Here is a 26,000-nt window from a genome sequence, read left to right as displayed (position 1 = left end):
CTATTAGAAAAAACTCATTCTATTTGTTATAATTTTATAGAATGAGTTTTTTATTATAGAAAAAAACTATTAATCAATCTGGAGGTGTATTTGTATAAAAGAAGTAAAGCTAAAACTAGAGACATTAAAAAAAATCGAAAAAAATAACGATGATTGTATAAATTGCAAAAAATGTTTTAAAGTATGCCCTATGATGAAAGAATTTGGAGATTCACCAAGAGAACTTATGATAGATATTTTACAAAATAAATCAATAAATAAAAATATGCCATATTCCTGTATGTTATGTGGAATATGCAAGGTAGAGTGTCCAAAAGATATAGATTTAAAAGAAATATTTTTTGATGTAAGGAAAGAAATATTCCATGATAATCAAAAAGAATTAAATGATATAGGATATAGAACAATAAAATTTCATCAAACTAATAGTTTCTCTCCATTATTCTCAAAACAATTTATTAAAAAAAACACTAAAAAGATTTTTTTCCCAGGATGTAGCCTTTCTAGCTATAGTAGTGACTTAGTATTAGAAACATATAAATATTTAGAAAATCATATAGAAAATATATCCTTAGCTTTTGAATGTTGTGGCAAGCCAACTTTAGCTATGGGAGATACAAATAAATTTGATGAATATTATTCTAAAATAGACAAGCTATTTAGAGAAAATGATATAGATGAGGTAATCGTAGCTTGTCCCAATTGTTTTAATACTATAAGAAATAATAGTGATATAAAAGTGATTTCAATATGGGAGGTGATAAAAGAATATGGGCTTCCAGAAAATCTAAAAAATCATTATGATGATTTAAATCAGGAATTTTTATTACATGACCCATGCCCTATAAGAAATGAGAATAATATACATGAGTCAGTCAGAGATATACTGGGTTTTATGGGAATAAAAATAATTGAATTTGAAAAAAATAGAGAAAACACAGAATGTTGTGGCTCTGGAGGTATGGTAAGGGTTACTAATAATGAAGTTGCTATAAACCAGACCAAAAATAGAGCAAATAATAAAAAAACAGATTATGTAATCTCATACTGTCAATCTTGTTGTGAGTCTATGTTAATGGCAGATAAAAAAGCACTACATGTATTAGATTTTATTTTTGATGTTGATGTTATAAACAAAAATAAATTAACCCAGAAAAAAACATCATCTATTAAAAAATGGAGCACAAGGTATAAAGGAATAGCATTAGCAAAGAAGATGAATATAGAAACTTAATAAATGCACATAAAAAGTATATAAGCTAATGAAAGGAAATGATATGTTAGATACACATGCAAGAAAATATGTAGAGCCATTTATAAGCAAAGGAGCAGAGTTCTTTTTAAAACTTAAATTAACCCCAAATAACGTAACAATAATAGCGCTTATAGTTGGAATATCTACATCTTTATTTATATATCTCGATATGAAAGTGCTAGCAATAATTACATTATGGGTTTCAGGATACCTAGATGCTGTAGATGGTGATATGGCTAGAAGTAGTAATAAAACATCCTTATTTGGAACATTAATGGATATTACTTTTGATAGAATAGTAGAAATAAGTATGATTTTAGTATTTGGTTTGAAGATGATTGATGTAAGATTAAATCTAATGATTCTTTTAAGTAGTATTCTTATGTCAATGACTATATTTTTAACTGTTGGTGCTTTAACTGATAAAAAAGGTATGAAATCATTTTATTATCAAGCTGGCGTAGCTGAAAGGAGTGAGGGATTTATACTTTTTACTTTGATGATTTTATTTCAAAGTTATATTGGGATGATAGCAAATCTATTTTCTATAGTAGTTTTATTTACAGCAGTTCAAAGACTATTAGAAGCAAAAAAAATATTATAAATTAATTTTCGAGAGGGGAAAAAATGAAAAAAAGGATATTAACAATACTATTATGTTTAGGACTTATATTTGGATTGGTAGGGTGCTCAAATAACGATAAAAAAGAAGAGCCTCAAAAAGACATATTAGAAAGTAGCAATGAAGAGATTTTAAAATCTGCAAAAGGTACAACAGTTAACTTTTATGGATATGGTGGAAATGAAGTAATGAATAAATGGTTTGATAGTTATGTAATTCCAAAGATGAAAGAAGACTATGACATAACTGTAAAAAGAGTAGGAATGGATATAGAAAACATTCTTAATAAACTATTGTCAGAAAAACAAGCTGGAAGTGCTAAGGGTACTATAGATGTGGTTTGGATAAATGGAGAAAACTTTAAAACAGCAAAAGAGAATAAATTGCTATTTGGACCTTTTGTAGAGAAACTTTCTAATTATGAAAAGTATGTTGATTCATCTTCTGAAGATATTACTACAGATTTCGGAGTGAAGGTAGAGGGGATGGAAGCTCCTTGGGGTAAATCTCAATTTGCAGTTGTAACAGATACATCTAAGATTAATACAAAAATAACTGATGCAGAAACACTAAAAGAAGCAATTGTATCTAATCCTGGAAAATTTACTTATCCAGCTCCACCAGATTTTACAGGAAGTGCATTTGTTAGAAATATAATATATGATGTAGTAGGATATGATAAAGTAAAAAATTTACCAGAAGATGAAGCTAAAGTAAAACAAGCCATACAACCAGCTATGGATTATCTTAAAGAAATAAAACCATACTTATGGAATAAAGGTAAAACTTATCCTGCGACATCTTCCCAGTTAGACAATATGTATTCAGATAATGAAACTTATTTTACAATGACTTATGCTCCAAATGTATTATTAGGAAGAATAGAAAATGGAGAGTTTAGCAAATCTACAAAAGCAATAGAATTTGAAAAAGGAAATATAAGTAACACACACTTTGTTGCTATACCAGATAATTCTCAAAATAAAGAAGGTGCAATAGCGTTAATAGATTTCTTGATGAGTATAGATGCACAATCCTCTAAGACAGAAACTAAAAATTGGGGAGATACATCTGTTTTAGATATGAAAAAGATTCCAAGTGAAGATGTTAAGAAATTTAGTGAAACTATAGTATTAAAAAATTCAGTTCCAGAATTAAAAGCAGGAATAGTTCCAATAATAGAAAAAATATGGACTCAAGAGGTACTAGAAAGTGAAAAGTAAAATAATTAATGATAAAATAATTCCATATTTATTAATAGCACCTGTATCTATCATCTTGATACTTATAATGGGTGTAGGAATTATAAATTGCATCTCGCAAAGTCTAGGATTTTTTCCTCAGATTGGTCTTGAGCAAATTACATTAAGTTATTATAGAGAAATTTTTAGAGATTCTAATTTTTTAGAATCTCTTATCTTTAGTTTGAAGATTTCTTTAGTGTCATCGATTTTAGCTGTTATTATAGGTATACTTTTAGCATACATAATGTCTAAAAATAGATTTTCTAAAGTTAGATATATGATTCTAAATATTCCACTAGTAGTTCCACATATAATAGTTGTATTGTTGGTATTTATAATATTTTCTCAAACAGGTATAATTTCAAGAGTATTTTACTTTTTCAATATAATAAAGGATTCATCTGAATTTATACCAATGGTTTCTGATAAAAATGGAATAGGAATAATTTTAGTTTATCTGTGGAAAGGAATACCATATATAACACTAATGGTTTATAATATACTGAAAAATATAAATGATAATCTACAACAGGTATCTATAAATTTAGGTGCAAGCAAACTTCAAACTTTTAGATATATAGTGTTGCCACTTGCTATGCCCACAATAATTTCTTCATTTATAATAATTTTTGCCTTTTCGTTTGGTTCTTTTGAAGTTCCTTTTTTAATAGGAGCATCAACTCCAAAAGCATTACCAGTTCAAGCATATCTGAGTTATGCTAGCTCAGATTTAATGCAAAGACCAATCTCAATGTGTATCAATGTTTTATTATCTGGAGTAAGTTTTATACTATTAATAATCTATGATAGATTTTTTAATAAAATATCAAAATATAATGTATAGGAGTATCTATGAGTAAAAAATTTAATATAATTCTTAATATCATGTTTGTAGTTATTATAGCTCCTATAATATTATTGGCAATATGGGGAGTTGTAAATACATGGCCATTTCCAAATCTTTTACCTAATGAATTTTCATTAAGAGGATTTAGATATATTTTGGATATAAGTAATCTGAATATTATTTTGAGAAGTATTATAATATCAATAATTGTAGTCTTAGTCACTATTTTATTAAGCATACCAGCATCCAAAGCATTAGCATTATATAACTTTAAAGGAAAAAGGTTTTGTGAGTTACTGATATTGTCTCCAATTATAATTCCACTAATATCTGTTGCTATGGGCATACATATAGCATTTATAAGAATAGGTCTAGCCAATAATACTTTGGGAGTAATTATTATAAATATACTTCCATGCATACCATATTCAGTTCGAATAATAACAGATGTTTATAAATTAATAGGTGATAATTTAGAAATACAAGCGAAAGTACTTGGAGCAAGTAGATTTAATACATTTAGATATGTGACTTTCCCTTTGATTTTGCCAGGGATATTGGGTGCATCAAGTATGTCTTTTATAATATCCTTTAGTCAATATTTTTTGACTCTTCTTATAGGTGGAGGTAGTGTCATAACCTATCCAATGATTATGTTTCCATATATACAAAGTGGAGACAGGACAATAGCATCTTTGTATAGTATGCTATTTTTAATAATAAGTCTATTTATCTTGATAATAATAGAATACAGTGTAAAAAAGAAATATAAACATATCCAAAATACAAGGCTATTTTAGTACGATTGGAGGTGTAACAATTGTCATCAGTTAAACTTATAAATTTATGTAAGAGTTTTAACAAAATAAAAGTTTTAAACAATATGAATTTGGATATAAAAGAAGGAGAAATAGTTTCTCTTTTAGGCCCATCAGGTTGTGGAAAAAGTACTACTCTAAAATTAATTGCTGGTATTCTACCTCCTGATTACGGAGATATACTTTTAAATAATGAATCAGTCTTAGATATACCTATAGGAAAAAGAGATACTGTAATAGTTTTTCAAGATTATTTACTATTTCCACATATGACTTTATATGAAAATATAGAATTTGGCCTTAAAATGAAAAAAATAAACAAGAATATAAGAAAAAGTAAAGTAAGTGAACTTATAAATTTAGTTAAGCTAAAAGGATATGAAAATAAATATCCAAACGAACTCTCAGGAGGACAACAACAACGTGTTGCAATAGCAAGGTCTTTAGCAATAAATCCAAAGGTACTGTTATTAGATGAGCCATTTTCAAATTTAGATATTAATTTACGCAATGAAATGAGAGAATTTGTATTAGGATTACAAAAACATCTAAAGATAACAACGGTATTAGTAACACATGACAAAGAAGAAGCATTGATGATGAGTGATAGAATAGCAGTTATGTTAAATGGTGAGGTTAAACAATTCGACACGCCAGATAACCTTTATGAAAATCCCAAAAGTAAAGAAGTTGCAAATATATTTGGAGAAAAAAATTATTTAATAGGAAATATAAGAAACGGAGAATTTGTAAATGATATAATTTCTATTAAATTAGATAAATATAAAAATATAAATATAGATAATGTAGAATTAATGATACCAAAAGAAAGTATAATCCTAAAAGCGATTAATAATGATGTAGGAAGAGAAGGGATTATATTAAGAAAGAGATATGCAGGAGATAAAATTTACTATGATGTAGATATTGACGGAACTGTATTAAAAGCTAGTAGTAACAATAATTTATATGAAATAAATGAAAAGGTAGATGTATTTATAGAACAAAGAAAAATTCTATTCTTTCCTATTGAATTATAGAAAAAAACTATAACTGTAATCAAGTAAATAAGTATCAAATATATTTTAATTTTGTTATAATGAATTCGAATACTATAATAAAATAAGATTTTATATCAAAAAAGGGAATATTTTTAATATTTGGAGGGTAATTTTATGAAATTTAGTAAAAGATTTAAAGTTTTAGCTATTGGTTTAACTTTAGTATTAACATTAGGGAGTGTAGTTGGTTGTGATTCTAAAGAATCAGAAAAACCAAAAGAATCTTCTCAAAGTCAAGATAAGGCTAGTTATAAAGAAGCCACAGGAGAAGAGGCTGTAAAAATGATGAAGAAAAATAAAGAGTTATTGATATTAGATGTAAGAGGTGCAGACGACTATGCTAAAGGTCATATTATAAATGGTATAAATATATCAGTAGATGATTTAGAAGGTAAATTAAGTGATTTAGAAGGATATAAGGATAAAACTATATTAGCGTATTGTAACTCAGGTAAAAAAAGTGCAAAAGCTGCTGAAATATTAGTAAAAAATGGATTTAAAGATGTTTATAATGCAGAAGGTGTAAAAGATTTTGATTATGGATTAGTTAAATATAATGATATAACTGCGCCTGAAATGTTAAAGTTAATAAGCGAAAATAAAGATGCTATAGTGATAGATGCTAGAAAGGCAAAGGAATTTGAAACTGGACATTTAAAAGAAGCTATCAATATACCATTAGAAGACACAGAAAAGAAAATGGGAGAACTTGATAAAAATAAGGATATAATCTTATACTGTAGAACTGGAAATAGAAGTGGACAAGCAGCTAAAATACTTTCAGAGAATGGATTTACAAAAGTATATAATTCAATTGATGGTGTAGATGAATATGATTTTGATTTAGTTAAATAGATTAAAATAATAAAAGATTGCTTAGAAATCGGAGTACAAATTATGTCAAAGAAATTCAGAGAAGAAAAAGAATCTTATGCAAAAGGGCATATACCTACAAGTGTTCATATAAATACTGATATTATAGAACCTCCTCCAACATGGATGCTTACTAATGATGATAATTTGGCCAAATTTGCTTTAGACTATGGATTTACAAAAGATGATACTGTGATAGTTTCAAGTAGTGCATCTATGGCTTCTTATAGAATTGCTATTATATTACGATATATAGGAGTAAGAGATGTAAGAGTTTTGAATGGCGAAATAAACTCATGGTTATCAGAAGGATATGAGTTGGAGTTAACTAGCAATCCAAAGAGTTCATGTACTACTTTTGGGGCAAATATACCAGCTAATCCACAACTAATTGTTAGTATACCAGAATTAAAGCAAAAGCTAAGAGATAAAAATAAATTTACGTTAGTGGACAATCGTTCTTGGGATGAACATATAGGTAAAATATCTGGATATAGCTATTATGATAAAAAAGGGCGTATACCAGGAGCCTTATATGGTTATGCAGGTAGTGACAGTGTATCACTAGAAGAGTACCGTAATATAGATAACACAATGAGAAATCAATATGAGATCTTGGAAATGTGGGATAAAGAAAATATAGATACTAATAAACAACTTGCATTTATGTGTGGCAGTGGATGGCGTGCTGCAGAGGTATTAACATATGCAAATGCTATGGGATTTGAAAATACTTCTCTCTATAGTGATGGATGGATGGGATGGAGTCTTGATGATTCAAATCCAATTGAAATAGGAGATTTAAAATAGAATTTTGTAAAAAATACAATATAATTGTTTAAAATGAAGGTATATTCAGTTTATTAAGTTGAATATACCTTTGTTATGTTTTAAAATATAAACATAGTTAGAATATGCTTATATAGATGTACACTTATTTAAACATATTATTAGCAATATAGAATTAGAAATTTATATATTATGAGGTGTGAAATATGATTAGTAAAGATGAAAAAGCAAGGTTAAAAGCTGAAGGTATATTAGCTCAAAGCCAAGAAGGGTATTTCTCAATAAGAATATTGAGTAGAGCTGGAAACTTTACAGCAGAACAACTTATCAACTTATCAAAGCTATCTGAAAAATATGGTAGAGGTTATTTAGGTGTTACTACTAGATTAGCTGTTGAAATACCATGGATAAAGTATGAAGATATAGATTTAATGAAGGAAGATTTAAAAGCTGTAGGGTTAAAGCATGGTGGTACGGGTAAAAAAGTAAGACCATTAGTCGCATGTAAGGGTACTGTATGCCAACATGGAATATATGATACACAAGAATTATGTGGAAAGTTACATGATTCATATTTTGGATATGATTTACCATCTAAAACTAAAATTACATTAGTTGGATGTCCAAATAACTGTGCAAAGGCGAATACTAATGATGTGGGTATAGTAGGTCAAGTATATGTAAAATTTAATGAAGAGAAATGTAAAAATTGTGGGTTGTGTACATCATCCTGTAGACAAAAAGCAGTTTATATGGAAGATAAGAAATTAGTGTGGAATAAAGAAGAATGTGTAAATTGTGGAAAGTGTGCTCAAGCATGTCCATTTGGAGCTATGGAAGTTGATAAAAAAGGACTAGCTGTTTATCTTGGTGGTAGAATGGGAAGAGGCTATAGATTTGGAGATAGACTTAGTAATTTGTATACAGAAGATAATATAGAAGAATTAGTGCAAGATGTATTTTATACATATAAACAATTAGCAAGTCCAGGAGAAAGAATAAGTAAAGTATTAGAGAGAATTGGAATTGAAGAGTTTGAAAAACATTTATTGAATATAAAATTACAAAATGCATAAAAATACATAATGATGAAGTATATCTCTCTTAAATTTGTTAATAATTCTGTTATAGAGAAAAACAAATTTAAGGGGGATTTTTATTATGAAGATAATAAAATTAGTTGTAAGTTTTTTTATGTTAATGGCTATAGGCATGACAATATCTTATGCGGATACAAGCATAAATACTAGATATAATAAACTAATTAGTGCTCTTGAAACTTCAGAAGCTGATTTTAAATATTATAATATGAAAATTAATTCTGTTATAAATTATAATTTATCAAATAAAGAATTACATAATATTTTTCTAGAAATAATTAACAATCTAAAGCTAGATGAAAAAGGAATAAATTGGAATGAAAAAGGGTATGGCGATAAAATACAATTATGTGCTACTATAAAAGATAGCGATAAAGAAATTTCTATAAAAGGAATAAATAAAAATAATAAAGAAAGCTACATAATAGTTGACATATTGGACAACAAAGTATATAAACATAAAGAGGATATTTATAGTAGTGTAGAAAATGTGTTAAATAAATATTCATCTCAAGTAGATGTATCTGCTTGTGTTGTTGGAGAATACACAAAAAGGTTACAAAACCACAAATATGATGATATTTTACAAAAAATATTATATAATATGAGTGCTAAGCAAATAGATAAAGTGAAAGACGTAAACTTTTTATCTATGACAGCATATAGTAAAGTATTAAATGATGATGATTTAGAATATTTAGGGGAAAAAATCAATTTAAATATAGGAATTAAATATAATGAGGACGATGGAAAAACACTCATATATATTGCCACACCAATTATAAAATTAGATTATTAATTATGAGGAGATCAGAAAATATGGCTAAGATAATAGTAAAAAAGAGTAATCCACTTAAAGGTAGTGTTAAAATAGATGGTGCAAAAAATGCAGTTTTACCAATAATAGCAGCAACTTTATTAGCGAACGGGAAATCAACTTTAAATGGAGTCCCAAATTTGAGAGATGTTCATGTTATATCAGATTTATTGAGACATGTAGGAGCAGAAGTTGAATATAAAGAAAATATACTTACTGTTGATGCAAGTAATATAAAAACTTGTGAAGCTCCATATGAGCTTGTAAGAAAGATGAGAGCTTCTTTTTTGGTTATGGGACCATTACTTGCTAGATTTAATAGTACAAAAATTTCTATGCCAGGAGGATGTGCTATAGGAACGAGACCTATAGATTTACATTTAAAAGGATTTAAAGCTTTAGGTGCAAAAATAGAAATGGACCATGGTTTTGTTGAAGCTGCAACAGAAAAATTAGTAGGAAATAAATTGTATTTAGATTTCCCATCTGTTGGAGCTACTGAAAATATAATGATGGCAGCTTCTTTAGCAGAAGGAACTACAATAATAGAAAATGCAGCAGAAGAACCAGAAATAGTTGACTTAGCTAATTTCTTAAATGAAATGGGAGCAGATGTTAAAGGTGCAGGTACTAACACTATAAAGATAAAAGGTGTTAAGGAGTTAAAAGGAGCAGAACATAATGTAATTCCAGACAGAATAGAAGCAGCAACTTATATGGTTGCAGCAGCTATGACAAAAGGTGACATAACAGTTGAAAATGTTTTAATGGAGCATTTAAAGCCAGTTGTAGCTAAATTAAGAGAAGCAGGTTGTGAAATTACAGAGATGGACAATTCTGTTAGAGTAGTAGGTCCAAAGGTATTAAAGCCAATAGACATAAAGACTTTACCACATCCAGGGTTTCCTACAGATGTGCAAGCTCAGTTTATGGCTATGCTTACTGTAGCTAATGGAACTGGTGTAGTTATAGAAACTGTTTTTGAAAATAGATTTATGCATGTTGCTGAATTCAATAGAATGGGTGCTAATATAAAAATAGATGGAAGAAGTGCGGTTGTTAATGGAGTAGATGAATTACATGGTGCAGCAGTAAATGCTACTGATTTAAGAGCAGGAGCAGCGCTTATTTTATGCGGTCTTATAGCAGAAGGAGAAACTCAAATAGGAGAAATATACCATATTCAAAGAGGTTATGTTGATATAGATAAAAAGATAACAGCATTAGGTGGTCAAATCAAAATAGTAGAAGATTAATAATTGGTTTAGATAAGTAAGTTATAAATTGATAGGGTTGTTCATATACTTAAATACAAGGTTTTAAAAGCTAAGGAGGAGAGTATATGAAGAACCCATTGGTTGTTTTGTTAGGATTTGTAACTTGCTCTGTGTTAGTCCCTTCATTGATAACTTTAGTTTCTTACAAAAATGTGGAACTAACTGAAAAACCAGAGAAAGTAGTATCTATAAACAAAACCATTAAAAAAAATGATATTAAAGATGAAAGTAAGAAAGAAGAGAAAAAGGTAGTAAACTATGAAACTGTAGACAAAAAAACACCAGTTATAAATGTCTATAATCACATATCAAGTAAAGTTGAAAAAATGGACATGGAAAACTATCTATGTGGAGTACTAGCTGGTGAAATGTCCTCGGATTTTGATATAGAGGCTTTAAAAGCCCAAGCTGTAGCAGCTAGAACGTATGTAGTATATAAGCAAGAACATGGGAAATCAAGTAAACATAAAAATGCAGTGGTATGTACTGATTACAAACACTGTCAAGAGTACAAGAGTTATGCTACTCTTAAAAAGTTGAATGGCGAAGAATGGATTAAAAATAAGTATTCTAAAATTCAAAACGCAGTTAAAGGTACTAAGGGGCAGATAATAACTTATAATGATAAGGCTATACTTCCTCTTTATTTCTCTACCTCTTCAGGGAAAACAGAGAATAGTGAAGAAGTATTTGCATCAAAATATCCTTATTTAAAATCTGTAGAAAGCCCATATGATAAGTATTCTCCAAAATTTGCATCAACACTTAAAATAAGCAATACAGATTTTGTCAAGAGTCTTAGAAAGTCTTATAGTAGTATTGTAATAGATGTGAATAATTTGAGTAAACAAGTTGCAATAACTAAAAGAAGCGATGGTGGAACTGTAGAAAAAATAAAATTAGGAAACAAAGAAGTAACAGGTAAAGATGTAAGAACTGTTTTTAACTTGAATTCTGCAAACTTTGATATAAAATTTGGAGAAGGATACATAGACTTTGTAGTAAAAGGATATGGTCATGGTGTTGGTATGAGCCAATGGGGAGCTGAAGGTATGGCAGAAGAAGGCTATAAATACTATGATATATTATCACATTACTATACTGATACAAAAATAAAAGATATATACTAATAATTGTATAAAATACCAAAAACACGTCAATAATCCAAATGTAGAAATATATTTGGAGGTGCGAAATGAAGAAAAAACTGTTAGAAAAAGATGGTTTTTATTTATCTTTATTTGTATGTGTTTGTTTATTAGCAGTAGGTGGAGTTTGGTTTACAAATAATAATGTAGATAAATTAGCTTCTAATAAAGGCATGATAGAAAAATCTAATAAAGATAGCGAAGAGGAAATACATTTAATTGAAAAAGATAAGAAAGATGCTATCCCTACTGCGACAGATTCAAAACAAAACTTAGAAAAAGCTAAGGCAAAAGAAGAAAATAAGTCAAGTACAACAAAATTAAATTACATTGGTGATAAGATAATAAGAGAGTATTCAGAAAAAGAACCTAGTTATTCTAAAACATTGGATGTTTGGGAAACTCATAAAGGTATAGATGTTAGTTGTACTAAAGGTAAAGAAATAAAATCTCTATTAAACGGAATGGTAGTAGATGTATTTGATGATGAAGAATATGGAAAATCAGTAAAAATAAAAAGCGACAATAATACTGTAGTAGTATATTCAAATCTAGATGAAAATGTTAGTGTTAAGAAGAATCAGAAAGTAACAGAAGGACAATCACTAGGTACTGTAGGAAGTACTTCTCAGATAGAAAGTGAAGAAGGTATACATGTGCATTTAGAAGCATATAATGGAGAAAAATCTATAGACCCAATGAGTCTAATTAAGTAAAAGCATAACAAGTTTAATCATATTTGGTTAAGCTTGTTATATTTTTTGGTGTTTTTACATATATATCATTAAAGCTATTATGTGAGGGGGGTAATCTTTGAGATCTCATATAGAGGAAAGAGCCATAGTGGTAGCAAAATATATACTTGAAAAAAACACTACAGTAAGACAAACAGCCAAGACATTTGGAGTAAGTAAAAGTACAATTCACAAGGATGTTACAGAAAGATTGAAGGAAATAAATCCATCCCTTGCCAAAGAAGTTAAAAGTGTGCTAGACAAAAATAAATCAGAGAGACATATTAGAGGGGGATTAGCAACGAAATTAAAGTATGAGAAGGAACATAAAAAAATGTAGGTTAAAAACCTACTTTTTTTATTACATTAAATTATTATAAGAAATATATTAGATAATTATAAATAGTAAAAGAATAATACCCTCAAAACATTTATTTTCTCTTGATTAAAGCGAGATTTTTGTATATGCTTTATTATAGGAGTATTAATAAATAGGCTTATAATATAATCTAATATATAAATGAAGGAGTTGAAAAAATGGCTGGAGCTGATATAGGCATAGATTTAGGTACTGCAAATGTACTTGTTTATGTTAGTGGTAAGGGAATCGTTTTAGAAGAACCATCTGTTGTTGCAATAGACAACAGAACAGATTCTGTTTTAGCTGTAGGAGAAGAGGCTAAAAAAATGATAGGAAGAACACCAGGTAATATAGTTGCAATAAGACCTTTAAGAGATGGTGTAATTTCAGATTATGATGTAACTGAGAAGATGTTAAAATCTTTTATAGATAAGATAGTTGATAAAAAGGGATTTGGAAGATTTTTCATGCCTAGAATTATGGTATGTGTGCCAACAGGTGTTACAGAAGTAGAAAAGAGAGCAGTAGAGGATGCAACTAGACAAGCTGGGGCTAGAGAAGTATATATCATAGAAGAGCCAATAGCAGCAGCTATAGGAGCTGGTGTAGACATATCACAACCTAATGGTAATATGATTATAGATATTGGTGGAGGAACTGTAGATATAGCCGTAATATCACTAGGAGGAGCAGTTGTAAGTGAATCTATAAAAGTTGGTGGAGACCGATTTGATGATGCTATAGTTAAGTACATGAAAAAACAACATAATCTTCTTATTGGAGAAAGAACAGCAGAAAAAATTAAGTTTGAAATTGGTTCTGCATTTAAGAGAGAAGAAGAAAAGTATATGAAAATAACAGGAAGAAATCTGATTACAGGTCTTCCTAGTTCTATAACTATAAACTCAACAGAAATGTTAGAAGCCCTTAGAGAATGTGTTGAACAAATAGTTGTTGCAACTCATGCTGTTTTAGAAAAAACACCACCTGAATTAGCAGCAGACATAGGTGATGTTGGTATAATAATGACTGGCGGAGGCTCATTATTATATGGATTAGATAAAATAATAGAACAGAGAACAGGAATAACTGTTACAATAGCAGATGAACCACTATCTTGTGTTGCGAAAGGAACAGGGATTGCTTTGGGCTCAATAGATTTACTTGAAACAGGTGGGTCTTTCAAAAGAAAATAATTAGGAGAGTTTAAAATGTTAAATATAGATGAAATAAAAGAACTAATACCACATAGATATCCATTTTTATTAGTGGACAAGATTACAGAGTTAGAAGTTGGAAAAAGAGCTGTTGGTATAAAAAATGTAACAGTTAATGAACCATTTTTTCAAGGTCATTTTCCAAATTACCCATTGATGCCAGGCGTGTTGATAGTAGAAGCTCTAGCACAAGTGTGTGGAGTGGCAATGATGTCTTTGGAAGAAAATAAAGGGAAATTAGGTGTATTTGCTGGTATTGATAAAGTTAGAATCAAGAGAGAAGTAAGACCAGGAGATACATTGACTATGGAAGTTGAAATGACAACGCTTAGAAGAAATATAGCAAAAGCAGATGCTAAAGCTTATGTTGGTGAAGAACTTGTCTGTAAAGGTGAGTTAATGTTTGCTCTAGTAGAGAAATAAAATTTTTAAGAATGAAAACAGAAGAATAAATATCAAAATAAAAAGGTAGATAATTTGGAGTATTTATTAAATTAAATACTCTATAGTATCTACCCTTTTAATACAAAAAATTTTATCAGTTACCTTATATAAGATTTAAGTAGATACCAATAGTGCTAAGGCTATTGTTTCAGCTAAGTCTAGTATAAAGCTAAGACGTATATTATTAAATGAAAGTCTGTTATTTTCATCAATTTTATCTACAATTCCTACTATAGAATAATTTCCTATTTGAGGTAGTTTTTTTCCCACACCTTTTCCAGGCAGGATAGGTCCTTCTCTAATCTGTATATTACCTATGTTACTCTGTGACCCCAAGCAAGCATCTATAGCCAAGAAGTTACCTTGCATATGTGTATTTTTTATAGTATCTAAAGACTCATATATATTTAAGGCGTGAATAGGGTTATCTAGTGTACCGTAAACGGGGTATTTAAATTTACTGTTTTTAAGTATTGTTCCAACTAAAGGGCCTAAAGTATCACCTATAGCCCTGTCTGTTCCTATGCAAACAACAATCGTATTTTCATTAATTATGGTTTTGAGAACTGAACTTAGCATCTGTATAACATCATCATCGCTGTAATTTACTTTAGCTAAATACAATAGGAACACCCCCTTCAAAAAAATATATGAATAAAAAACATTAAAAAGACCTAACTTTAAATTTCAGATAGAGATAATATTTTATTTGTCTCACAAAAAAAGTAATGGCAAAAATATGGCTAAAAATCTTGACAAAATTTTAAAAAAATAGTAAGCTAATAAGGTAAAATAAAACTTAAATCTTGATTACCTTATCAAGAGAGGCTGAGGGATAGGCCCTGTGAAGCCCAGCAACCACCCAAATGGGAAAAGGTGCTAATTCCTGCAAGACAAAAGTCTTGAAAGATGAGGTCAGTTAATTAGTATGCGATTACGATTATTAACCTCTTCTTATAAGGAGAGGTTTTTTATTTTGAGTAAAATTTCTAAGAATTGAAGATAAGGTAAAACCTATAATAAAAATTAAGAATGAATAAGGAGGAACAAAAATGGCAAGACATTTATTTACGTCAGAATCAGTTACAGAAGGACATCCTGATAAGATATGTGACCAAATATCAGATTCAATATTAGATGCATTGTTAGAAAAAGACCCACAATCTAGAGTAGCTTGTGAAACTACAGTAACAACAGGCTTAGTTTTAGTAGCTGGAGAAATAAGTACATCTGCTTATGTAGATATACCTAAATTAGTAAGAGAAACAGTAAAAGAAATTGGATATACAAGAGCAAAATATGGATTTGACTGTGACACTTGTGCAGTTATAACTTCTATAGATGAACAATCTGGAGATATAGCTATGGGAGTTGATGAAGGTCTAGAAAGTAAGACTGGAGAAGAAATAGAACAAGAAATAGAAAAAGTGGGAGCTGGAGACCAAGGTATAATGTTTGGATTTGCATGTAATGAAACTCCAGAATTAATGCCACTTCCAATATCATTAGCTCATAAATTATCAAGAAGACTTACAGAAGTTAGAAAGACAGGTTTAGTTGATTATTTAAGACCAGATGGAAAAACTCAAGTTACTGTTGAATATGAAGGAAATAAAGCTATAAGAGTACATACAGTTCTTATATCAGCTCAACATTGTGAAACAGTATCAAATGATAAGATAAGACAAGATTTAATTGAGCATGTTATAAAATCAGTTATACCAGCTGAATTACTTGATGAAGATACTAAAATTTATATAAACCCAACAGGAAGATTCGTTATAGGAGGACCTCAAGGAGATACAGGTCTTACAGGAAGAAAAATAATAATAGACACTTATGGTGGATATTCTAGACATGGTGGAGGAGCTTTTTCAGGAAAAGACCCTACAAAAGTTGATAGATCTGCTGCTTATGCTGCTAGATATGTGGCTAAAAATATTGTTGCAGCTGGACTTGCAGATAAATGTGAGATAGAACTTGCATATGCCATAGGTATAGCTAGACCATTATCTATATTTATAGATACTTTTGGGACAGGCAAAGTTTCAGAAGAAAAGCTTGTTGAACTAGTAAACAAACACTTTGATTTAAGACCAGGAGCAATAATAAGAGATTTAGATTTAAGAAAGCCTCTTTACAAAAAGGTTGCTGCTTATGGTCACTTTGGTAGAACGGATATAGATTTACCATGGGAAAGAACTGATAAAGTAGAACAATTAAGAAAAGACGCATTAGGTGAATAATGCTTAGATAAGGAGCTGCTAGAATGTAATTTTAAAATTACGTTTTAGCAGTTTTTTATTTTATGATTAAATATATTTAATAAATACTAATTTTCAATCATATAATAAAGAAACGTTATTTAGTGAGATTAATATATTTCATTATATAATATTGCATTAAATTAATACATATTAGGAGACATATGTTAAAAACTGGTTAAGATTTCGTTAAATAATGTTAAATAATTCAAAAAATATTGAAAAGCATCAATAATACAACTAATATAGTCTTAATAAACTTACATTAAATTTTACTTATTAAAAAATTTATTTTATTTAGGAGGGAGTAGTGTGTATGTCGAGTAAAATGAACATCAAAATGGTTATAAGTTTTGCTGGAGCATATGTAGCGACTGTAATAGGTTCTGGATTTGCAACTGGTCAAGAGATATTACAATTCTTTACGTTTTATGGGTATGCTGGTATTATAGGAGGAATAATATCTATGGTATTATTCTCATGGTTTGGAGCAGAAGTTATAGAAAAAGGGAGAGAACTAAAGCTTAAAGAGCCAATAAAGATTTATCAAGTATATTGTGGAAAATATCTTGGTACATTTTTTGAATGGTTTGGACCATTGTTTTTGTTTGGTACATTAGTAATAATGATTGCAGGAGCAGGAGCTACATTGTCAGAGTATTATGGGCTAAATCCATATGTAGGTAGAATTGGCATGGCAATCGTTTCCCTAATAACTGTATCTCTAGGTTTGACAAGACTTTCAAAGATACTAGGTAATATAGGTCCTATAATAATAATATTTACACTTTTAGTGGGAGCAATTAGTTTATTTAGTAATATTGGTGCTTTATCAAATGCAGGAGCTATAGTTGATAGTCTAAACGTTAAAACTGCTACATCAAATGGATATTTCTCAGGTGTACTTTATACTTGCTATAATGTAATAATAGTAATAACATTCTTGACAGGAATGGGAGCTTCAGCAGTAAATAAGAAAGATGCTGTATGGGGAGGTATAATAGGTGGAGTAGCACTTATGGCAGCAGCTATAATGATGAATCTAGCACTACTTTCAGATGTAGGAAATATATACACAAAAGAAATACCAGCTCTTTATTTAGCTGACAAGATATCTCCAATTATAGGTATTTTATTCTCAGTAGTACTTTTATTAGGAATATATACTACAGCTGTACCATTATTATGGTCAGTAACTAATAGATTTGTGGAAGATGACCATCCTAAATTTAAAATAATAACAGTAGTAGTAAGCATATTAGCATGTATAGGAGGATTATTACCATTTGATAAACTTGTAGGGACATTATATCCATACACAGGTTATATGGGAATTTTAATTTTACTATGTATGCTTTATCGAAGAATTACCAAAACTGAAGGATATAAGGAAAATAAATCTGAAGTAAATTAATATCAAAATAAATTTGTGAAATTTAATCTATGTTTTAGAAGCAAGCTGGTTGAAATAAAATAATTATTTATATATGGTGCCTTTATTTTAAGGTACCATATTTTTAGGATGCAGATTTTTTTTGTTTCTGATAAAATGTATAATAGTTGGAAATTAAGTTAAGTATAAAAATATAGAAAAATTTTCTGATAGAATCCTATCATAGAACTTAATATATTTAAGTATACTAACATGCAAACGGAACAATTATTAGTATTTTTAGGAGATAAAAATGGAAAAATTAGAAGGAATGATAAGTGAAATAGTCTTTAAAAATGAAGATAATGGCTATACAATAGCTCATCTGGTAAATGAAAATGATGAAATTGTTGTTGTAGGATGTATGCCTACCTTAGCAATGGGAGAGAGTATAGAAGTTGAAGGTAAATGGGTAAACCACAAAATTTATGGAACTCAATTTGAAGTGAATAGTTTTATGCCAGTGACACCATCATCTTTAGAAGGAATTTATGTTTACTTATCTTCTGGTATGATACATGGAATTGGCGAAAAAATGGCTAAGAGAATAATTGACAAGTTTGGTGTTGATACACTAGATGTAATACAAAATTACCCAGAAAAATTACAAGAAGTAGAGGGTATAGGCAGTAAAAAGGTAAAGCAAATAGTAAAGAGTTATGAAGAAGATAGAGAATTAAGAAACATAATAATAGAACTATCTCCTTTTGGAATAACACCCAATTATTGTTTAAAAATATATAAAAAATATAAAAGTAGTGCAATAGAAATTATAAATAAAAATCCATATCAGCTTGCTGAAGACATAAGAGGAGTAGGGTTTAAAGTAGCTGATAGTATAGCTAATAAAATTGGCATAGATAAAAATTCTAAAGATAGAGTATGCCAAGGAATATTATATACCTTAAATAAATCCCTAAGTAATGGACATACATATTTACCAGAATACATTCTAATACAAGATTCGGAAAAATTGTTGGAGTTAAGTGGAGACATAGTAAAAGAATGTGTAATGATGTTGGTATATAATCAAAAAATACATATAGAAAAAGTGAATAATGAAAATCTCATATATCTTATGCCATACTACCTATCTGAAAATGGAGTATGTAGTCAAATAGTCAAATTGTCGCAGTATGAATTTGAAGATTTGAATATAGATATAGAAAATGAAATTAAAATTTTAGAAGATGATAAGAAAATTAAGTTAGCAGAGAAACAAGTTTTAGCAGTTAAAGAATCTATGAACAGTGGAGTATTAATTATAACTGGTGGTCCAGGTACTGGAAAGACTACTACTATTAATGCAATTATAGATATATTTGAAAATAATGGTAAAAGCGTAACTTTAGCTGCTCCAACGGGAAGAGCAGCTAAGAGAATGAGTGAAACTTCTAATAAAGAAGCAAAGACTATACATAGATTATTAGAAATGGGATTTTCAACAGATGATGATTTAACATTTTTTAAAGATGAAGAAGAGCCGATAAACTCAGATGTAATAATAGTCGATGAAGTATCAATGGTAGATATTATCTTAATGTATAATTTACTTAGAGCAATAAAATTAGGAACAAGAGTAATATTAGTTGGGGATAGTGACCAATTACCTTCTGTAGGTGCGGGTAATGTACTTAAGGACATGATAGACTCAAATATTATAAATGTGGTCAAATTAAATGAAATATTTAGACAAGCTCAAGAAAGTATGATAATTGTGAATGCGCATAAGATAAATAATGGCGAACCACTTCATTTAAATACAAAGGGAAAAGACTTCTTTTTTATAAGAAAATCAACGAATGAAGAGATATTGAATGAAATAATAGGTTTGGTAAATGAAAGACTACCTAAATTTTATAATGTTGATAAACTAAAAGATATACAGGTTTTATCTTCAATGAGAAAAGGAGAGCTAGGAGTTACCAATCTGAATATAGAGTTACAAAAGTATCTTAACAAAAAGGAGAAGTTTAAAGTAGAAGAAAGTTTTTCTAAAAGGTTGTTTAGAGTTGGTGACAAGGTAATGCAAGTAAAAAATAATTATACAAAAAAATGGGAGACAGAAGACCAAAAGGAAAGTGGGGAAGGTATATATAATGGAGATATAGGCTATGTATATTATATAGATAAAGATAAGAAAACTATTTACGTGCTATTTGACCAAACTAAAATTGTATCATATTTATATGATGAGTTAGATGAGATTGACCATAGTTTTTGTACAACTATACATAAAAGTCAAGGAAGTGAATTTCCAGTTGTAGTGATACCAATAACTTGGGCTCCTCCTATGTTATTAAGCCGTAATTTATTATATACAGCAGTGACAAGAGCAAAAAAATTAGTTGTGTTAGTTGGAGATGTGAAATATTTGGAATATATGATAAAAAATAATAGAGTAAATCAAAGATATTCAAACTTAGGATATAAGCTAAATAAATTCAAACAAGAAGGGCTGTTGATAGAGTAAATATGAAAATATGCAATGATAATTTTATTAAGAGTCTTAGAAATCTGATTAATAAATGTCTGGATTTTATTTATCCTGAAAATATAAATTGCATAATTTGTGATAAATCAATAAAAAAAACTAATACCTATTCAGTCTGTAAAAGTTGTTTTGATGAAATGAATTTTATACTAAATGGGTGCATAAAATGTGGAAAGCCAATCATACATCATTCGCTTGAAAAAGAATTTATTGAAGGATGTAGCTATTGTTTTGATAAAAGTTTTTATTTTGATAAGTCAATCTCCTGTATTGAATACAATGATATAACTAAAAAAATAATATTAGGATTAAAGTACAATCAAAAAACATTTATGGCTAAATACATAGCTCAAATAATGAAAGAAAAGTTGGATTTAGAAAATGTGAAATTTGATTATATATTATTTGTTCCACTTCATAGGAAAAGACTTAATAAAAGAGGATTTAATCAAGCACGAAAAATAGCTTTGAGTTTGAGTAAAATAATCAATGTTCCAATATTAGATTGTATATCTAGAGAAAAAAATACAAGGATGCTCTATAAGTTAAGTAAACAAGAGCGAAAAAAGGAATTAAAAAATGTATTTGCTGTTAACGAAAATATTAAATTAATAAATAATAAAAATGTACTTTTGATAGATGATATATTTACAACTGGCTTGACAACAAATGAAATATCTAAGATTTTAAAGTTATCTGGTGTTAATAAGGTTTTTGTAATGACTTTGCTTACAAGAGCAAATGACAACTATGTTATGGAATAATCTTATATATTGACAATTTTACTTTAAAATATTAAAATGAATAAGTGATATTTAGGTCTGTGGTTGAAAGTCCAAGCCAGTCGCAGGCAAAAGGATCCACGTAAGTTAACACTAAAAGTTGAGTTAATGAGCATGGTGCGGCTTAGAAGTAAGACCTACCGATAATAAAATCGAGAGAGAGTAGTAGTGCGGCGAACCCAAGCGAACCCTCCAGTAGGCGAGTGTGGGGTCAAAGACCAGGTCAGCTAAATATCATATTAAAAGAGAGCTAACATAATGTTTTTATGTGTAGCTCTTTTTTATATATAATAAATTTAGAATGAGTCATAAAGAGGTGATATATATGAACAAAAGACAAGAGAACTTGTTGACAGTATTGCTATTAAAAGAAGAATTTATAAATATCAATGAGATTGCTAACGATTTTGAGTGCTCAGAGAGAACAATAAGAAATGATTGTAAGTACATTGATGAATGGTTATCTACTTTTTGTAGTGCTTATATTAAAAGAAAGCCTAACATAGGGATTAAGTTTAGTGGAGATGATACGGATAAAATAGTAGTAAATCAGAAGTTAAGAGGTGAAGTTAAAAGAGTAAATAGTGAACTTCATAAACAAGTTGAGATATTGAATCTATTACTTTGCAATAATAAGAAAATTACCTTAAATGATTTATCCAATAAATTGTATATAAATAAAAATATTGTTAGAGAAGAAATAAATAAATTATCAGTAGAATTAAGTAATTATAATTTAAAAATTTCAACTAAAACAGGTAGTGGTATATGTATTGAGGGAAATGAGAAAGACATAAGGATAATGTTAGTGGCGTTCTTATTTAAATATATAGATAAATACAGACTAAACATGGATGAAATAGAATATTTCCATATGGTAGACATAATAGTTGTCAAAAATATAATGTCTATGATAGAAGATAAAATGGATATAAGACTTACAGATGTCTCATTCAGGCAATTGATGTTATTTTTACTTATAAATATCATACGAATAAGGTTAGGGAATTTTTTTGAAATATTAAATACTAAAAAAGAACTAAAATTAGAAATTCTTATATTAGATATAGAAAATGAGTTGAAATCCAGTCTGTCTATAGTGTTAAACCATGAAGAAAAATTATTTATAGAGTCACTAATACTTGGTATGAATAAACAAATAAATAGTAAAGATACTAAAAAATCACTATACCTTAATGAAGAATTATCAGAGTACACAAAAAGAATTATAAATCTAGTATCAGAAGAATCAGGTATAAACTTTAATAATGATATATTGCTTTATGACCAATTAATATGTCACTTAAATGTTACAATGCACCAAATGCAAAGTAATGTTTATTTGGAAAATCCACTTTTAGATAATATAAAAAATAAATTTTGTTTTTTATTTACAGTAATTTCAAATTCAATAGGAATTGAGCAAAAAGAAAAACAAATAACTGAAGATGAAATAGGTTATCTTACTCTTCACTTTCAAACATCTTTAGAAAGAAAAAGTAATAAGAGAGAATCAACTAAAAAAGCAAGTATCGTATGCCCATTTAGCTTTGGAGTAAGTATGTTACTAAAAGTAAAGATAGAAAAGAGATTTAATAATATAGAAATAGTTGAAACACTAAGGGAAGAAGATTTAAGAAGAGATAACTTCAATAAAATGATAGATTTTATAATTGCATTTCAAGAATATGAAAATGTACAAAAGCCAATTTTTATAACAACACCACTATTTACTGATGAAGATGAAAATAAACTCAAAGAATTTACCAACAAAATAAAAGAAAAAGATACATCATATAAACTTATGAATAGATTAATGATGTCTGATTATTTAATAAGAGAGCTAGAACATAATGATATTTATGAGGCTATAGCATACTTAACTAATTTATTAATCGAAAAGCATTATGCAGATAAGGAGTATTTAAATTCTATTATAGAAAGAGAAAAGGCATATCCAACTAATGTCGGGAAAGGAATATTGTTTCCTCATGGAGATATGAAATATATAAAACAATCTGTCCTATGTTTTGCAAGATTGAAAACACCAATAAAAATTAGAAATGGAAAATACATAAAGATTATACTTTTGTTAGCTTATAAAAAAGATGATGATAGAAAAGTATTTAGAGAATTATTCAAAGAAATATCTAAATTGACAGAAGATGAAAATATGCTTGATGTGCTAAGTAAATGTGATATTAAAAATATAAAAAATATTCTTATATAAATTTATATCAAAATGTGAATAAGCACAAAATTTTCCATGTAATGGAAAAAGTTGTGCATGTTTTTTTGTTTTTATAAGATATTATATATCTATCAGATAGAAATCAGTTAAAAGTAGACAAGTAATTTAGGAGGAAGAAATGGAAGAAATAGTATTAAAGATTATAATTCATGCTGGAAATGCAAAATCTATGCTTTACGAAGCTCTTGATTGTGCAAAGGAAAACGATTTTGAAAAGGCTGATGAATTAATCGAAAGTGCAAATGAAGAAATATTAAAAGCACATAAAGTACAAACAGAACTTATACAAAAGGAAGCAGGAGGAAATAAGTCAGATATATCTATCTTACTAATTCACTCTCAAGACCATTTAATGACTTGTATGAGTGAAAGAAACCTTATAAAAGAAATGATAGTGCTAAGAAAAGAAATTCAAAAACTAAAATAAAAAGTAGTTAAGGGGGATTTAAGATAATGAAGAGAAAAGTATATTTATTTTGTAGTTTTGGGATGTCAACAAGCTTACTTGCAGGAAAGATGCAGAAAGTAGCAGATGAACACAATTTACCAATAGAAGTAGAAGCATTTCCAATAGCAGAAATTGATAAGATAGTTGCAGAAAAGAATCCAGATTGTATATTGTTAGGGCCTCAAGTTAAATACATGCTAAAGGAGTTAAAGCCAAAGTTTGAAGCTCAAGGAAAACCTGTGGATATAATAAACGAAACTGATTATGGAACTATGAATGGAGAAAAAGTACTAAAGCTTGCTATAAAATTAATAAAATCTAAACAAGCTTAAAGGCTTAAAATATAGTAAAAAGATACTGAGAAATGAGGGTGGATAGATGAATAAATTGGAAAGAATACTTATGCCATTGGCTGAAAAAATAGGTAAAAATAAATTATTAATTGCAATTAGAGATGGTTTTTTAGTATCATCACCATTATTGATAATAGGGTCGTTATTTTTATTAGTAGCAAACTTCCCAATAAAAGGATGGGACGAATTCGTAGGTCAAATTTTTGGTCCAGATTGGGCAGTAAAATTACAACAACCAACTATAGCGACCTTTGAAGTAATGACTTTACTTGCAGTTTTAGGAATTGGTTACTCTTATGCTAAACAAATAGATGTAGACCCAATTGCATCAGCAGCAGTTGCAATAGTCGCTTTTTTTATAGTGACACCATTTGTAATACCATATACACCAGAAGGAACAAAGGCAGTCTATATGGTAACAGGTATCCCATTAGGTTGGATGGGTTCTAAGGGAATGTTTGTAGGAATGATAACCGCAATAACATCTGTTAAATTATTTGCAGTAGTTGTCAAAAAAGGGTGGACATTGAAGATGCCAGATGGAGTTCCTCCAACTGTTTCAAAATCATTTGCTGCATTAATACCAAGTGCAATAGTTATGATAGTTTTCTTTTTAGTTAAGATTGCTTTTGAAGCTACACCATATGGAAGTATACATGAATTTATATTTAAGTTTTTACAAATGCCATTATTAAAATTAGGAAATAGTTTAGGTGCTATGGCAATAGCTTATATATTCTTACATTTATTCTGGTTCTTTGGAATAAATGGTAGTAGTGTTGTTGGAGCTGTCTATAATCCAATATTAAAAATTTTATCAGCTGAAAATTTAGCTGCTTTTCAAGCTGGTTCAAAAATACCAAACATAATAACTGGTCAATTCCAGGATATGTTTGCAACATTTGGTGGAGCAGGTAGTACACTATCCTTAATTATAGCTATGTTACTTATATGCAAAAGTAAACGTATAAAATCAATGGGTAAATTATCAATTCTACCAGGGATATTTGGAATAAATGAGCCATTAATATTTGGTCTACCAATAATGCTTAACCCAATATTATTGATACCATTTGCAATAGTTCCAACAATAAACATAATAATAGCTTATTTCTGTATGTCAGCAGGATTAGTACCACTTACAAATGGAGTTCAATTGCCATGGACAACTCCAATTATATTCTCTGGATTTCTAACAACAGGATGGCAAGGTGCTTTACTACAAATAATACTTCTTGTACTAGGAATATTTATGTACATGCCATTTATAAAAATGTTAGATAAACAATATTTAAAAGAAGAAAAAACAAATGTTGAAGAGGAAGATGATGATATATCTTTTGATGATTTAGTATTATAGGAGGAAAAT

The 26,000-nt window shown here is 28.8% G+C and carries 25 protein-coding genes and 1 riboswitch; of the genes, 24 read left to right on the top strand and 1 reads right to left on the bottom strand.

What is annotated here, in order from left to right:
* Positions 1–76 precede the first annotated feature (76 nt).
* From KGF45_RS12885 to fabZ, 16 genes are all read left to right on the top strand, one after another.
* Positions 77–1,234: a (Fe-S)-binding protein gene (locus KGF45_RS12885; RefSeq protein ID WP_413841048.1), complete on the top strand. Its 1,158-nt coding sequence runs from the start codon at positions 77–79 to the stop codon at positions 1,232–1,234.
* A 28-nt stretch (positions 1,235–1,262) separates the two neighbouring features.
* Entirely contained in the window at positions 1,263–1,859 is a 597-nt protein-coding gene (locus KGF45_RS12880) for a CDP-alcohol phosphatidyltransferase family protein (protein ID WP_227827891.1), read from the top strand.
* A gap of 23 nt (positions 1,860–1,882) precedes the next feature.
* Entirely contained in the window at positions 1,883–3,100 is a 1,218-nt protein-coding gene (locus KGF45_RS12875; RefSeq protein WP_227839392.1) for an ABC transporter substrate-binding protein, read from the top strand.
* Positions 3,090–3,965 (top strand): ABC transporter permease subunit, encoded by an 876-nt coding sequence (locus tag KGF45_RS12870; RefSeq protein ID WP_227842688.1) that lies wholly within the window; start codon positions 3,090–3,092, stop codon positions 3,963–3,965. Before KGF45_RS12875 ends, KGF45_RS12870 begins: the two co-directional genes overlap by 11 nt.
* Before the next feature lie 8 nt (positions 3,966–3,973).
* On the top strand, positions 3,974–4,768 hold the full coding sequence (locus KGF45_RS12865) for an ABC transporter permease subunit (protein WP_227842687.1): 795 nt from the start codon (positions 3,974–3,976) through the stop codon (positions 4,766–4,768).
* A gap of 20 nt (positions 4,769–4,788) precedes the next feature.
* Complete coding sequence (locus KGF45_RS12860) at positions 4,789–5,826, top strand: ABC transporter ATP-binding protein (RefSeq protein WP_227842686.1); 1,038 nt, start codon at positions 4,789–4,791, stop codon at positions 5,824–5,826.
* A 135-nt stretch (positions 5,827–5,961) separates the two neighbouring features.
* A complete protein-coding gene (locus KGF45_RS12855; RefSeq protein WP_227842685.1) occupies positions 5,962–6,702 on the top strand; it encodes a rhodanese-like domain-containing protein in 741 nt (246 codons plus the stop codon).
* Between the two features lie 42 nt (positions 6,703–6,744).
* Positions 6,745–7,530: a rhodanese-like domain-containing protein gene (locus KGF45_RS12850; RefSeq protein WP_227842684.1), complete on the top strand. Its 786-nt coding sequence runs from the start codon at positions 6,745–6,747 to the stop codon at positions 7,528–7,530.
* 185 nt (positions 7,531–7,715) lie between these two features.
* Positions 7,716–8,585: a 4Fe-4S binding protein gene (locus tag KGF45_RS12845; RefSeq protein WP_227839398.1), complete on the top strand. Its 870-nt coding sequence runs from the start codon at positions 7,716–7,718 to the stop codon at positions 8,583–8,585.
* Between the two features lie 85 nt (positions 8,586–8,670).
* Positions 8,671–9,408, top strand: a complete 738-nt coding sequence (locus tag KGF45_RS12840; protein ID WP_227827883.1) for a YwmB family TATA-box binding protein — start codon at positions 8,671–8,673, stop codon at positions 9,406–9,408.
* Between the two features lie 20 nt (positions 9,409–9,428).
* Complete coding sequence (gene murA / locus KGF45_RS12835) at positions 9,429–10,682, top strand: UDP-N-acetylglucosamine 1-carboxyvinyltransferase (RefSeq protein ID WP_227827882.1); 1,254 nt, start codon at positions 9,429–9,431, stop codon at positions 10,680–10,682.
* 86 nt (positions 10,683–10,768) lie between these two features.
* The gene (gene spoIID, locus KGF45_RS12830) at positions 10,769–11,833 is read left to right on the top strand and encodes a stage II sporulation protein D (protein WP_227842683.1); all 1,065 of its coding nucleotides are present in this window, start codon (positions 10,769–10,771) and stop codon (positions 11,831–11,833) included.
* 65 nt (positions 11,834–11,898) lie between these two features.
* Entirely contained in the window at positions 11,899–12,567 is a 669-nt protein-coding gene (locus KGF45_RS12825; RefSeq protein WP_227434544.1) for a M23 family metallopeptidase, read from the top strand.
* 97 nt (positions 12,568–12,664) lie between these two features.
* Positions 12,665–12,925, top strand: coding sequence for a sporulation transcriptional regulator SpoIIID (spoIIID, locus tag KGF45_RS12820; RefSeq protein WP_044212029.1), 261 nt, complete (start codon positions 12,665–12,667; stop codon positions 12,923–12,925).
* A gap of 197 nt (positions 12,926–13,122) precedes the next feature.
* Positions 13,123–14,142, top strand: coding sequence for a rod shape-determining protein (locus tag KGF45_RS12815; protein WP_003425449.1), 1,020 nt, complete (start codon positions 13,123–13,125; stop codon positions 14,140–14,142).
* Between the two features lie 15 nt (positions 14,143–14,157).
* Positions 14,158–14,586 carry a 3-hydroxyacyl-ACP dehydratase FabZ gene (gene fabZ / locus KGF45_RS12810; protein ID WP_227483562.1) on the top strand — a complete coding sequence of 143 codons (429 nt, stop codon included), beginning with the start codon at positions 14,158–14,160 and terminating at the stop codon, positions 14,584–14,586.
* 135 nt (positions 14,587–14,721) lie between these two features.
* Here the strand turns inward: fabZ and yyaC are convergent, their stop codons facing one another.
* Complete coding sequence (yyaC, locus tag KGF45_RS12805) at positions 14,722–15,231, bottom strand: spore protease YyaC (protein WP_021382545.1); 510 nt, start codon at positions 15,229–15,231, stop codon at positions 14,722–14,724.
* 188 nt (positions 15,232–15,419) lie between these two features.
* Positions 15,420–15,523, top strand: a riboswitch (SAM riboswitch).
* 136 nt (positions 15,524–15,659) lie between these two features.
* Between yyaC and metK the strand changes: the two genes are divergently transcribed.
* The 8 genes from metK (at position 15,660) to celB (ending at position 25,991) form a co-directional block, all read left to right on the top strand.
* Positions 15,660–16,853: a methionine adenosyltransferase gene (gene metK, locus KGF45_RS12800; protein WP_227827880.1), complete on the top strand. Its 1,194-nt coding sequence runs from the start codon at positions 15,660–15,662 to the stop codon at positions 16,851–16,853.
* A gap of 334 nt (positions 16,854–17,187) precedes the next feature.
* On the top strand, positions 17,188–18,285 hold the full coding sequence (locus tag KGF45_RS12795; protein WP_227842682.1) for a hypothetical protein: 1,098 nt from the start codon (positions 17,188–17,190) through the stop codon (positions 18,283–18,285).
* A 271-nt stretch (positions 18,286–18,556) separates the two neighbouring features.
* A complete protein-coding gene (locus KGF45_RS12790) occupies positions 18,557–20,776 on the top strand; it encodes an ATP-dependent RecD-like DNA helicase (RefSeq protein WP_227842681.1) in 2,220 nt (739 codons plus the stop codon).
* A gap of 2 nt (positions 20,777–20,778) precedes the next feature.
* Positions 20,779–21,561 (top strand): ComF family protein, encoded by a 783-nt coding sequence (locus tag KGF45_RS12785; RefSeq protein ID WP_227827877.1) that lies wholly within the window; start codon positions 20,779–20,781, stop codon positions 21,559–21,561.
* A 343-nt stretch (positions 21,562–21,904) separates the two neighbouring features.
* Positions 21,905–23,809, top strand: a complete 1,905-nt coding sequence (locus tag KGF45_RS12780) for a BglG family transcription antiterminator (RefSeq protein WP_227842680.1) — start codon at positions 21,905–21,907, stop codon at positions 23,807–23,809.
* A gap of 139 nt (positions 23,810–23,948) precedes the next feature.
* Positions 23,949–24,257 (top strand): PTS lactose/cellobiose transporter subunit IIA, encoded by a 309-nt coding sequence (locus KGF45_RS12775; protein WP_227483559.1) that lies wholly within the window; start codon positions 23,949–23,951, stop codon positions 24,255–24,257.
* A gap of 26 nt (positions 24,258–24,283) precedes the next feature.
* Positions 24,284–24,610 carry a PTS sugar transporter subunit IIB gene (locus tag KGF45_RS12770; RefSeq protein ID WP_227434553.1) on the top strand — a complete coding sequence of 109 codons (327 nt, stop codon included), beginning with the start codon at positions 24,284–24,286 and terminating at the stop codon, positions 24,608–24,610.
* Between the two features lie 46 nt (positions 24,611–24,656).
* Positions 24,657–25,991 carry a PTS cellobiose transporter subunit IIC gene (gene celB, locus KGF45_RS12765; RefSeq protein WP_227842679.1) on the top strand — a complete coding sequence of 445 codons (1,335 nt, stop codon included), beginning with the start codon at positions 24,657–24,659 and terminating at the stop codon, positions 25,989–25,991.
* Positions 25,992–26,000: the final 9 nt, after the last annotated feature.

Source organism: Clostridioides sp. ZZV14-6154 (assembly GCF_020657785.1).
Classification (GTDB): domain Bacteria; phylum Bacillota; class Clostridia; order Peptostreptococcales; family Peptostreptococcaceae; genus Clostridioides.
The sequence above is the reverse complement of the archived record's forward strand: the minus strand, read 5'-3'. Positions and strand labels throughout refer to the sequence as shown.

What these genes read in the sequence shown, in the direction of transcription:
- KGF45_RS12880 (WP_227827891.1), top strand. Translation starts at nt 1,263, where the DNA reads ATGAAAGGAAATGATATGTTAGATACACATGCAAGAAAATATGTAGAG.
- KGF45_RS12875 (WP_227839392.1), top strand. Translation starts at nt 1,883, where the DNA reads ATGAAAAAAAGGATATTAACAATACTATTATGTTTAGGACTTATATTT.
- KGF45_RS12865 (WP_227842687.1), top strand. Translation starts at nt 3,974, where the DNA reads ATGAGTAAAAAATTTAATATAATTCTTAATATCATGTTTGTAGTTATT.
- KGF45_RS12855 (WP_227842685.1), top strand. Translation starts at nt 5,962, where the DNA reads ATGAAATTTAGTAAAAGATTTAAAGTTTTAGCTATTGGTTTAACTTTA.
- KGF45_RS12850 (WP_227842684.1), top strand. Translation starts at nt 6,745, where the DNA reads ATGTCAAAGAAATTCAGAGAAGAAAAAGAATCTTATGCAAAAGGGCAT.
- KGF45_RS12845 (WP_227839398.1), top strand. Translation starts at nt 7,716, where the DNA reads ATGATTAGTAAAGATGAAAAAGCAAGGTTAAAAGCTGAAGGTATATTA.
- KGF45_RS12840 (WP_227827883.1), top strand. Translation starts at nt 8,671, where the DNA reads ATGAAGATAATAAAATTAGTTGTAAGTTTTTTTATGTTAATGGCTATA.
- murA (WP_227827882.1), top strand. Translation starts at nt 9,429, where the DNA reads ATGGCTAAGATAATAGTAAAAAAGAGTAATCCACTTAAAGGTAGTGTT.
- spoIID (WP_227842683.1), top strand. Translation starts at nt 10,769, where the DNA reads ATGAAGAACCCATTGGTTGTTTTGTTAGGATTTGTAACTTGCTCTGTG.
- KGF45_RS12825 (WP_227434544.1), top strand. Translation starts at nt 11,899, where the DNA reads ATGAAGAAAAAACTGTTAGAAAAAGATGGTTTTTATTTATCTTTATTT.
- KGF45_RS12815 (WP_003425449.1), top strand. Translation starts at nt 13,123, where the DNA reads ATGGCTGGAGCTGATATAGGCATAGATTTAGGTACTGCAAATGTACTT.
- fabZ (WP_227483562.1), top strand. Translation starts at nt 14,158, where the DNA reads ATGTTAAATATAGATGAAATAAAAGAACTAATACCACATAGATATCCA.
- metK (WP_227827880.1), top strand. Translation starts at nt 15,660, where the DNA reads ATGGCAAGACATTTATTTACGTCAGAATCAGTTACAGAAGGACATCCT.
- KGF45_RS12795 (WP_227842682.1), top strand. Translation starts at nt 17,188, where the DNA reads ATGTCGAGTAAAATGAACATCAAAATGGTTATAAGTTTTGCTGGAGCA.
- KGF45_RS12790 (WP_227842681.1), top strand. Translation starts at nt 18,557, where the DNA reads ATGGAAAAATTAGAAGGAATGATAAGTGAAATAGTCTTTAAAAATGAA.
- KGF45_RS12785 (WP_227827877.1), top strand. Translation starts at nt 20,779, where the DNA reads ATGAAAATATGCAATGATAATTTTATTAAGAGTCTTAGAAATCTGATT.
- KGF45_RS12780 (WP_227842680.1), top strand. Translation starts at nt 21,905, where the DNA reads ATGAACAAAAGACAAGAGAACTTGTTGACAGTATTGCTATTAAAAGAA.
- KGF45_RS12775 (WP_227483559.1), top strand. Translation starts at nt 23,949, where the DNA reads ATGGAAGAAATAGTATTAAAGATTATAATTCATGCTGGAAATGCAAAA.
- KGF45_RS12770 (WP_227434553.1), top strand. Translation starts at nt 24,284, where the DNA reads ATGAAGAGAAAAGTATATTTATTTTGTAGTTTTGGGATGTCAACAAGC.
- celB (WP_227842679.1), top strand. Translation starts at nt 24,657, where the DNA reads ATGAATAAATTGGAAAGAATACTTATGCCATTGGCTGAAAAAATAGGT.